The sequence below is a fragment of the Mammaliicoccus stepanovicii genome (genome assembly GCF_002902525.1).
GTDB lineage: Bacteria > Bacillota > Bacilli > Staphylococcales > Staphylococcaceae > Mammaliicoccus > Mammaliicoccus stepanovicii.
Window position 1 is genome coordinate 51,288 of record NZ_PPQZ01000054.1, and the last position, 10,412, is coordinate 61,699.

Annotated in this window: 9 protein-coding genes and 1 pseudogene; 3 read left to right on the top strand and 7 right to left on the bottom strand. The window is 31.3% G+C overall.

Annotation, left to right across the window (positions count from 1 at the left end; translation table 11 throughout):
* Positions 1-899, bottom strand: a pseudogene (locus CD111_RS12760) (hypothetical protein); the annotation flags it as partial.
* 131 nt (positions 900-1,030) lie between these two features.
* Between CD111_RS12760 and CD111_RS08700 the strand changes: the two are divergent.
* Complete coding sequence (locus CD111_RS08700; protein ID WP_095086049.1) at positions 1,031-2,140, top strand: 5-methyltetrahydropteroyltriglutamate--homocysteine S-methyltransferase; 1,110 nt, start codon at positions 1,031-1,033, stop codon at positions 2,138-2,140.
* Between the two features lie 115 nt (positions 2,141-2,255).
* On the opposite strand, the gene CD111_RS08705 is transcribed toward CD111_RS08700, so the two are convergent.
* Positions 2,256-2,738, bottom strand: a complete 483-nt coding sequence (locus CD111_RS08705) for a cupin domain-containing protein (RefSeq protein WP_095086046.1) — start codon at positions 2,736-2,738, stop codon at positions 2,256-2,258.
* A gap of 12 nt (positions 2,739-2,750) precedes the next feature.
* A complete protein-coding gene (locus tag CD111_RS08710; protein ID WP_095086043.1) occupies positions 2,751-3,464 on the bottom strand; it encodes a YebC/PmpR family DNA-binding transcriptional regulator in 714 nt (237 codons plus the stop codon).
* 279 nt (positions 3,465-3,743) lie between these two features.
* Between CD111_RS08710 and CD111_RS08715 the strand changes: the two genes are divergently transcribed.
* Positions 3,744-4,661: a hypothetical protein gene (locus CD111_RS08715; protein ID WP_095086040.1), complete on the top strand. Its 918-nt coding sequence runs from the start codon at positions 3,744-3,746 to the stop codon at positions 4,659-4,661.
* 130 nt (positions 4,662-4,791) lie between these two features.
* On the opposite strand, the gene CD111_RS08720 is transcribed toward CD111_RS08715, so the two are convergent.
* Positions 4,792-5,439 (bottom strand): Bax inhibitor-1/YccA family protein, encoded by a 648-nt coding sequence (locus tag CD111_RS08720; RefSeq protein ID WP_095086037.1) that lies wholly within the window; start codon positions 5,437-5,439, stop codon positions 4,792-4,794.
* Positions 5,440-5,754: 315 nt separating this feature from the next.
* Here CD111_RS08720 and CD111_RS08725 point away from each other — a divergent pair, with 315 nt between their 5' ends.
* Positions 5,755-6,567, top strand: a complete 813-nt coding sequence (locus CD111_RS08725; protein ID WP_095086034.1) for a LysM peptidoglycan-binding domain-containing protein — start codon at positions 5,755-5,757, stop codon at positions 6,565-6,567.
* Between the two features lie 289 nt (positions 6,568-6,856).
* On the opposite strand, the gene CD111_RS08730 is transcribed toward CD111_RS08725, so the two are convergent.
* The 3 genes from CD111_RS08730 to CD111_RS08740 all read right to left on the bottom strand — a co-directional run.
* Positions 6,857-7,855, bottom strand: coding sequence for an inorganic phosphate transporter (locus CD111_RS08730; protein ID WP_095086029.1), 999 nt, complete (start codon positions 7,853-7,855; stop codon positions 6,857-6,859).
* Positions 7,856-7,867: 12 nt separating this feature from the next.
* The gene (locus tag CD111_RS08735) at positions 7,868-8,485 is read right to left on the bottom strand and encodes a DUF47 domain-containing protein (protein WP_095086026.1); all 618 of its coding nucleotides are present in this window, start codon (positions 8,483-8,485) and stop codon (positions 7,868-7,870) included.
* Between the two features lie 407 nt (positions 8,486-8,892).
* On the bottom strand, positions 8,893-10,412 hold a 1,520-nt coding region (locus CD111_RS08740; RefSeq protein ID WP_103268498.1), incomplete at its 5' end, for an ABC transporter permease.

The following is a 10,412-nucleotide window of genomic DNA, read 5'->3' on the forward strand; positions in this document are numbered from 1 at the left end:
TCATAATTTCCTCCACTTAAGTTCGCCATTGCGATTTCAGATTTTATGATTGCATTTTGAATAGGACCTGATACTCTCACACCTATATTGTGATGAAAACCACTCGGATTATGTGGATTGCTTGATAGTACCATGCCACTTTTTTCTGTAACTAATGTTTTTCTATGGTTCGCTTTCATATTTAATATATTTAAATAACCTCTTACCGTAACATCTGGTGCTTTACTACTTAACGGATTATTCAATTTACCATTTTCACTATTGCCGAACCATTGTACAAAAGTACGGTAAAATCCAGAATAAATTGGATTTGAATCTCTTAATTGATTTAAATCTGTATAATGTACATCTATATTATGAGCTTTTAATTTTTTTATATGTTCTGGTGTATATGAACCATAAAATGTGTTCAAAGGATCAGTTAACACAATAATTTTAATTTGAGGATTTTGTTGCTTCTTTTTAATTAAAGAATCTGTAATTCGCTCTGCTATCTTCGGATATGCTTTATCACCTGTTTGATAGCCGTTAAATAAAAACATATCCATAATGATAAAGTCATCTGCCTCATCAATCGTTTGATTTACTTTATCAAAAATTTCCTGATTATAATGCATTTTCCCCTTTGATTTATATGTCACATCAGTTAATAGTTCTACATTGTCCGTCTTCGTTTCTGAGCTTAGCTTTGATACACCATGTGGCAATGGTTTAAAAACATTGTATATACTAACGATTGCAACAATTATCACAATAATGGCAATAAGCCAGAAAAAGTTTCGTTTAGTTAAATTATTTTTTCTTCTTTTAGATTGCTTTTTCGATTTGGATTTATATTTTTTGTTAGATTTATTCGTCTTGATTTGTTTTTTAGCAGTTTTTTTATTTACTTTTGCCAAATGAATATCCCCTTCCTTAATAAAATGATTATACCAAAATTTAATTGACAGTGATGACTAACTTTGTTATTTTGAATGAATATTGGTTTTTTCAGAATTTTCCAACTATAAACAAACAGGAGTGATACATAATGAATGAACAATTAAGACCTTTCCGTGCTGACCATGTAGGTAGTTTACTAAGAACACAACCTTTAAAAGAAGCGCGACAAGCGTATTCAGAAAATAGAATATCAGAACGAGAACTAAAGAAAGTAGAAGATGAAGAAATTAATACCATTATAGAAAAACAATTAGAAGTCGGTTTACAAAGTATAACGGATGGAGAGTTCAGACGTTCATATTGGCATTTTGACTTTTTAGAGAACTTAATAGGTATCGAATCCTATACCCCTGAAATAGGTTTAACTTTTAAAGGTGTAGAAACTAAAAAACATAACGTAAGAGTATCTCACAAAGTAGAATTCAACCCAGATCATCCGCATTTTGCCCATTTCGAATATTTACATAACCAATTAAATGGAAGAGCTGTAAGTAAAGTATCCATTCCAAGTCCTAACCAACTATTTCACCCAAATATTTTAAATCATGAGCTTTACCCCGACATTAATGAATTCGCTAAAGATGTCTCAAAGGCGTATCATCAATCTATATTAAAATTTTATGAATTAGGTTGTCGTTATCTTCAAATCGATGATGTTTATTGGGCGGGCTTAGCTGCAACTGAACAACTTATAAAGAATCGTGAACGTACCCAAGATGAAAAAGAAGAAGCTATTAAATTAGCCGCAAAAGTAGTTAACGACTCGTTGGCAGATTTACCAGATGATTTATTAATCACAACACATATTTGTCGTGGGAATTATCAATCATCATGGGCAATTAGTGGTGGTTATGAACCTATTGCTAAAGAATTATTCACAGAAAAACTACAAGGTTTCTTCTTAGAATATGACGATAATCGTTCAGGAGATTTTGAACCATTACGCCATTTCAATCGTCAAGATGCGTATATCGTACTTGGTTTATTCACTTCAAAAACTGGCGAATTGGAAAACAAAGCAAATATTATAAGTAGATTAGAAGAAGCGACTCAATTCGTATCAAAAGATAAACTATGCTTAAGCCCACAATGTGGATTCGCTTCAACTGAAGAAGGAAATATATTAACAGAAGAAGAACAATGGCGTAAATTAGCATATGTCGTTGAAACTTCAAAAGAAATATTCGGAGAACTATAGACGAAACAGGCTGTGACAACATGTCACAGCCTGTTTCATTATGTTCTAAGGCGCTTGTCTACTCTATATAATAGAAAAAAGTAGAAATCCATTTTAAAAATGAATTTCTACTTTTTTAATGTATGACTTCAAACGCGTATTTACGAATGATATCTTCATGTTGAGGATATAATTTGATCAACTCTGCTTGCGTAAAGAGTTCGAATTTCTCAAATTGAAATCCAGGTGCACACATACAACCTACTAGTGCATAATCATTTTCGCCTTCAACAGTAGATGCAAATATAGTCCCTTTAGGAACGATAGCTTGCAACACATCACCTGTTTCTACATTCGGCCCTACTTTAACTTTCTCATATTGACCATCAGGATGAATCATATGCACAGTTAAACTTTGACCTGCATGATAATACCATACTTCATCAGATTCTATTCTATGAAAATGAGAAATATTATGCTTTTCTAGTAAGAAATATATACTTGTGTATATCGCATTATTGTCAGATAATGTTTGATTCGATTTAAATGTTTCCTTATAATATCCACCTTCTGGGTGAGGCATTAATTCGAGTTTTTCAATCCATTTATCTTTATGCATATCATCTCTCCATTATAAATCTACATTATGAAATACTTGTTGTACATCTTCTAAATCTTCAATTGCATCTACTAATTTTTCAAATGTTTCTAAATCCTCATCTGATAAAGAAACTTCTGATTGAGCTAACATCGATAACTCTGCAACTTCAAAGTCTTCGACGCCATTTTCTTTAAGCACTTGCTGCACTTGTGAAAATTGGTCTGGTTCAGCGTAAACAATTGTCAGTTCTTCTTCATCTATAACATCTCTCACATCTAAATCTGCTTCTAACAATACTTCGAAAATCTCATCAGAAGACTTATCTTTAAATGCAAAAACAGCAGTGTTATTAAACATATAAGCAACAGAACCAGATACACCCATATTCCCGCCATTTTTACCAAATGCTGCACGGACATCACTCGCTGTACGATTTACGTTATTTGTTAGTGCATCAACTATAAGCATTGATCCACTTGGTCCAAAACCTTCATATCTTAATTCATCAAAGTTCTCTTCAGAACCACCTTTAGCCTTCTCAATCGCTCTATCTATAATATGTTTCGGAACAGAATAAGTCTTAGCTTTTTCTAATACAAATTTAAGATTTTGGTTAGATTCAGGATCTGGTTCACCTGATTTCGCAGCTACGTAGATTTCACGTCCAAATTTCGCATAAATCCTACTCGTATTTTTATCTTTTTGGGCTTTTTTATCCTTAATGTTATTCCATTTACGTCCCATAATTCCATCTCTCTTTCAAAGTGAGTTATTTTTATCATATTTATTATACAATAACGACGTCATCTCGCAAAGTTTATCATATTAAAAAACAAAGTAAACTCCGTTATTACCTATTTTATATTCTACAACTCAATCCTAATCAACCCTCTAAATAAACCACTGATTCCACGATACTGTTCTTCTAAATTCTTTATCAAATTGAATTAATTGTACAATTAGATTAATATTAAAATGGGATAATTTGTAAAATTCAAAAATTATAAACAAGTGAGGTACATGATGAAAAAGTTATTATGTCTAATCATTGCAAGTATTGTATTAATTGGAGGATGTGATTATATGCCATTTGAATCAAGTGAAGATATTCCCAAAAGTGTTAACGTAAAGACTTATAAAGGACAATATATGGGAGACCATCACAACGATAATAAAGTTTTCTTAAAAAAATATAAAAAAGATGCTGAACGTGTGTTTAAAGAATACGCAAAAGATACATTTGATACGGAAATGGATGTTACACAGATTTATTCATATACAAATGGAAGCAAGTACGGTAGTTATCCAGCAATTGTGACTATAGGACGTGCAAAAGGTGAATATCCCTTTCAGCTATATTTACGAATGAGAGCAACCGAAGATAATAAGTTGACTGTATTCATGCCTTCGATATCAGAATCAGCATATACCGGTGCACCTATCGCATCAATGATTTATAAAAGGTATCAAAAAGAATTTGACGCTGCACATAAAAACTTTAAACAAGTCGTGGAAAAAGAAGGTTACTACGCTATGAATGAAACATTGACTCATAAAAAAGATGCTAGTGGTATTATCGATGATTATATGACAATTAGAACTACTGGTGTTGACGATGGAGAAACGTTTAAAAAGGACTTCCTTCCAGTAATGAAGCTCAAAGGACAAGCCTATAATGACGCTATGGACGAATTAATGGAGAAATATCCAATAATAAAAAGTCAATTGAATACAGAGTTTAATATTTACTATGACAAAAGTAAAATAAAAACAGAACAGGCAGCTGATTATTTATTAGAACTACAAAAAAAGACCTATAAAGATATGAAACGTATTTCTGGTGAGAAAACAATAACTGCATCTCAAAATAAGATTAACCCTCAAAACTTGGAACCAATATCTAAAGAATTTAATATCGATGGTGGGATGATTTATGACTAATAGAATATCAGAATTAGATGCGATAGAAATTGAATGAGGCTAGGACTTATCAAATAAGTCCTAGCCTCACAACATATTTAAAGTAGATCGTCGTACTGAAAATAAACTTCAAATAAATTTTTATTTAATTTTAGTCTCTTATAATACTTGCTAGTCTTAAAATATGCATAATAATATTTAATAAGTTAACAAACAAATTAAAGCCCATTTCTCTTGGTGAGAAATTGCCCAGTTTCATACGATTAAAGTCATATACAGTATATAATAAGAACAAACCAACACCGACTACTGATATAACTGTGTGGAACAATGTATTATTTATAAATATACCGATAAAACTCGCAACAACAAGTGCAATTAGTGTAACAAATAAATACTTACCTAGTCCTGAAGCATCATCAATCATAAAGTAGCCTAGAATACCAAATGCTGCAAATGCACCAATAGCTAATAGGATATTACCATAAAATGCTTCAGTACCTAATACACCTAGATAGTACATAAATGACGTATAGGAAAGTACACCTATTGCTAATGCATACACATTAGTGATTAACCCACTGAATTTTCTAGATGACTTCACAAATAAAGAAATCATAATTATCGCAAATAAAGCGATTGTAATAGGAAAATGCAATGCTGGCGGTACAAATTGTCCTAAGAATGTTCCTACTCCGAAAACAACCCAATAATATAAGAAATACAACCAAGTTTTTCTTATGGCAGACCCATGAGAATCCGCATCTTGGTATGCACCATAATGTTGTTCATAACTCATTAAAATCATCCTTTTTTATTTATGATACCAGTATTTTACACTTTATTAGATTACATATCAACGAAGAAGATTATTTAAACACTGTAATATTTGTCACACTTACATAATTTGGGATATAACATACAACGACGCTTGTGACAGTTATAAAAGCCTTTAATTTTCTTGGTTTTTAACAAATTAATTATTGTTTTTATATTACAAGATGATTACATACCGTACATCAGAAATATTTTTTGATACCATTACATGTAACGAAGGATTTAAATTCGTATTATGTTTTTATAAATTCTAGATATTTACAAGGAGGATAAGCCTTTGAAAAAATTTGCATTCGCAGTAACAGCTGTATCAGGGGTAGCAGCATTAGCAACACATCACGATGCCGAAGCATCTACTCAACATACTGTAAAAAATGGTGAATCTTTATGGACAATAGCAGATCAATATGGTGCATCTGTTGAAGAACTGAAATCAAGTAATAACATTTCAGGAAATATGATTTTCCCAGGACAAGTCATTACTGTAAACGGAAGTCAATCAGCAGGAGGTAGCGGTTCACAAGCAACTGCAACTTCAGGATCTACTTACACGGTTAAAAATGGTGATTCATTAGCTGTAATCGCCCAACAAAATGGTGTTACTGTTGACCAACTTATGAAATCAAATAATTTACAAGGTTATATTATCTATCCTGGTCAAACTTTAAATATAGCTGGCGGTAGTGGTGCTAACACAAGCACAGTTCCTACTAATAACAACAATACACAACCTACTCAAGGTGGTAACCAATCATTTAATGATCAAAACTTATATGACTGGGGTCAATGTACATATTATGTATTTGATCGTAGAGGACAAGCTGGAAGCTCAATTAGTACATATTGGGGAGACGCTAAATATTGGGCTGGTGCAGCGCAAGCTGACGGATACCGTGTAGATAACGCGCCTGCAGTTGGTGCAATTATGCAATCAACAGCTGGACAATATGGTCACGTATCTTATGTTGAATCAGTAAAAGCAGACGGAAGTTTATTAGTTTCAGAAATGAATTATAATACACCTCCAGGTGTTCAAGATTATAGAACAATCCCTGCTTCAGAAGTATATAACTACTCATACATTCATTAATATCGATACAACTCATAAAAAGAATCCGAGATTTAATCTCGGATTCTTTTTAAATGCAATCATAATTAATTCTACAATATAATTTTTAATTCTTTTATTATGGAAAACAGTGCATACTCATATAAAAATACAATCATGCGACTACTAAAAATAAACCTGAAGATAATAATTAATTTATCGAGTTTGGAACATAATTAATAATTCCCACCCCCTTTTTATAATAAAACGAGCCTGCGACATGTATGATGTCCCAGACTCGTTTATTAAATTATATATTAATATATCGATTTTATACAAATAACATGCAAATGTGATAAATAATGAATGATAATACGATAGAAACTGGTAAAGTGATAATCCACGTAATGATCATTCTTTGAGCTGTAGTCCATTTAACACCTTTAACACGTTGTGAAGAACCAACACCAAGTATAGATGATGACACTACATGTGTTGTAGAAACTGGTAAATGGATAAATGTAGCCCCAAATATTACAAATGCTGATGATAAGTCAGCAGCTACACCATTAGCTGGACGTATTTTCATAATGTTTCCACCAACAGTTTTGATGATTTTCCAACCACCAACTGCCGTACCTAGACCCATTGCAGTAGCACAACTAATTTTAACCCATAGTTCAATATCAGTTGTAGTCTGCAAATTCGCCGAAATAAGTGCCATTGTAATGATACCCATTGCCTTTTGAGCATCATTTGTACCATGTGAGAATGCTTGCAATGCTGCAGTACCAATTTGAATAAATCTAAAGTTTCTATTCGTTTTAGTTAAGTTATTGTTCTTGAACACAACTTTGAAAATAGAATACATGATAAATCCAACTATAAAAGCTAAAATTGGTGATGCAATTAAAGCTAATATTATTTTAGAGAATCCTTGATAATGAAGTACACCAAAACCTGCTGAGGCAATTGCAGCACCTGCAATTGAGCCGATTAACGCATGTGATGATGAACTTGGAATACCAAAATACCAAGTTAACAGGTTCCAGGCAATAGCTGAAATTAAAGCAGCTAATATAACAATAGATCCATTTTCTAATTTAAACGGGTCAACAATATCTTTAGCGATTGTTTGCGCAACCCCTGTTGCCATTAATGCACCGATGAAGTTCATTACCGCTGCTAATAAAATAGCATGTCTTGGTTTAAGTGCTTTTGTAGATACTGCTGTTGCGATCGCATTGGCTGTATCATGGAATCCATTAATAAAGTCAAACAGTAACGCACAAGCAACAATAGCTACAGTAATAATGAGTAAACTATCCATGTTTATAACTCCTTAGCTATTTTTCATAATAATTTGTTCAAGTTTGTTTGCTACTAATTGACATTTATCTGCTACATCTTCTAATGATTCATAAATATCTTTAATTTTTATTAATGTTACGGCATCTGTTTCTGTATTAAATATATATTTGATTGATTGTCTTAATATGCCATCACAGTTTGTTTCATACTCTTTAATGTTAATTGAATGCACACGAACATGAGAGAATTTCTTCTCTGCTACTAGTGTTACCGCTATTTCAATTTCTTTAATCGCTGCTTGAATGTTTTTAACAAACTCAGCCATAAATTCATCTGAATAACTAATAGAATACATTTCGAACATTGCTGATGTTTCTTCCATTTCATCTAAAACATCATCTAAAGCATCACAAAGTTCTAAAATATCTTCTCTTTCAATCGGTGTAATGAATGTCTGATTTAAATCCGTAATAATTTGGTGCATTAAATCATCACCATTAGATTCGTATGCTTTTATTCTATCTGAATAAGCTTTTAAATCGAAGTCAGAGTCAAAATCCATTTTCCCAAACTCAACTGATGCACGACTTAAATTTTCAGCTATAGCTTCTAGCTGTATACCAAACTTATCCTTCTTCTTATTAAACATTAGTAATCCTCCCAAAATATACATCTTATGTAATTACTCTTTCATTGTACTCTTTCAAACGCCATTCGACCACTATTTATTAATTTATTTTTAAATCTTTAAGTTTCTGTAAACTTTCTGAAAATACTGTGTTTATATACTTGTATTATACCAATAAATACCATTTCTAAACAAGTGCATTCCTTACTTTCCAAAACGCTTTAACCACGCTATTTAATGCACTTAAATACGGATTATATTCTTTAATTTTATTAACAACTCAAATATACAAATTAATTTTTCTTATGAAAATTGTTCGATTTTGTATTCATAAATTTATAACCTTTACAAAATCTTAACATTGCATATAATAAAATCTACCCATTTTTGTAGTAAAAATAGGTAGATTTCTTATGATTTGTTTAATTTTATAGTGCTTGTTGTATAACCCGCTTAGAATGAATATAAGCTAAAATACCGAAGATTATATAAATCAGCGAATATAATGCCATAACAATCAGTACTGGTGTATAGAATGATTGTCCTAATAAAAATCCTGCTGATCTTGCAGCAAAATAGCCATGACATAATCCAATTACAAGTGGTAAAGCAAAGTTGAATCCAATTTTTAATCCAATTCCTCGTGACATATCACGTGACGTATATCCTAATTTTCTTAAAATTTTATAGTTTGATGTTTCATCTTCAGTCTCATCGATTTGTTTAATGTAAATAATACAACCTGTAGATAACAAGAAAGCAACGCCTAAGAAACCTAACACAAATAGCATTAATCCAAGATTACTTTTTGACTGTTCATAAACTTGTTGATAAGAACGTCCAGTATCAATCTCATCTACTTGTTCGTTAAATACTTTTTCAGCTTTCTGTACATCACTTTTATGTTTCAAATTAATTCCAAATTGGTGATTTAGTAATTCATTTTTAGGTTGCTGATGTTTCATTTGATTATATGTGTCATCTGAAACGACATATACTGGTGAATTAAGCGAAATCATGGGTGCTAGATAATCTTCTTTAGAGATTGATTTTACTCTTAGTTTCTTTGTTTTATGATTAATCTTATAAGTCATTTCTTCGTTGTGATTAACGGTTGTAAGCTTATCCAAAAAATCATTATAACCTACTACTGCAACTTCGTTGTTTGTTAAATTTATATCATCAAAGTCAGATGCTTTCACAACTGCCACTGGTAATTTAGTACTATCTCCAGTCATATTTTCATTTTGTGAAAATACTTTTGAATCATCAATAGCATATCTTACGATATGAAAGTTTTGTGTTGAATATGCTATATCTTCTTTATTCAATGATTTCTTAAAATTTTCCACTTTTTCTTTATTCGTAAATATATAATCATTTGGTACTTGTGAATGCGCAGTTTCTTGTGCATTATAATAAGATATATAACTTAGTGATAACAATCCTACTGCTAAAGCAGAAACAGTAGCAATGATTGTTAATGATAATGCATTTGTCTTCATTTTGTGCATAATTGAAGAAGTTGAAACAACATCTGTTACGCTAAGCATCCCTTTTTTATATTTACGTATCGTATTAAAGATTAAAGAAATTGAGCATCTAAATAATAAATATGCACCAACTATAGTAAGGAATAATACTGTTAACATCCTTAAATATAGTTCAGTCATGGTGTTTGTAATTAAGTTTTCAAAAATCATACTAGAGATATAGTAACCTAAGACAATCATGATTATACCTATAACACCAAATACTAACTCATAAGCTTTGATTTTTTTAACTTTTGTATCTGAAGCTTGATATTCATTCATTAAACTTAAGATTGTTTTTCTTTTAATGAAAATATAATTTTGTATAGAAATAATAATATATACACCGATCATTAATAAAATCGTTTGTAAAAACGCCTCCGGACTAACTTCTAAATTAGCCGTCTGTTTATGAT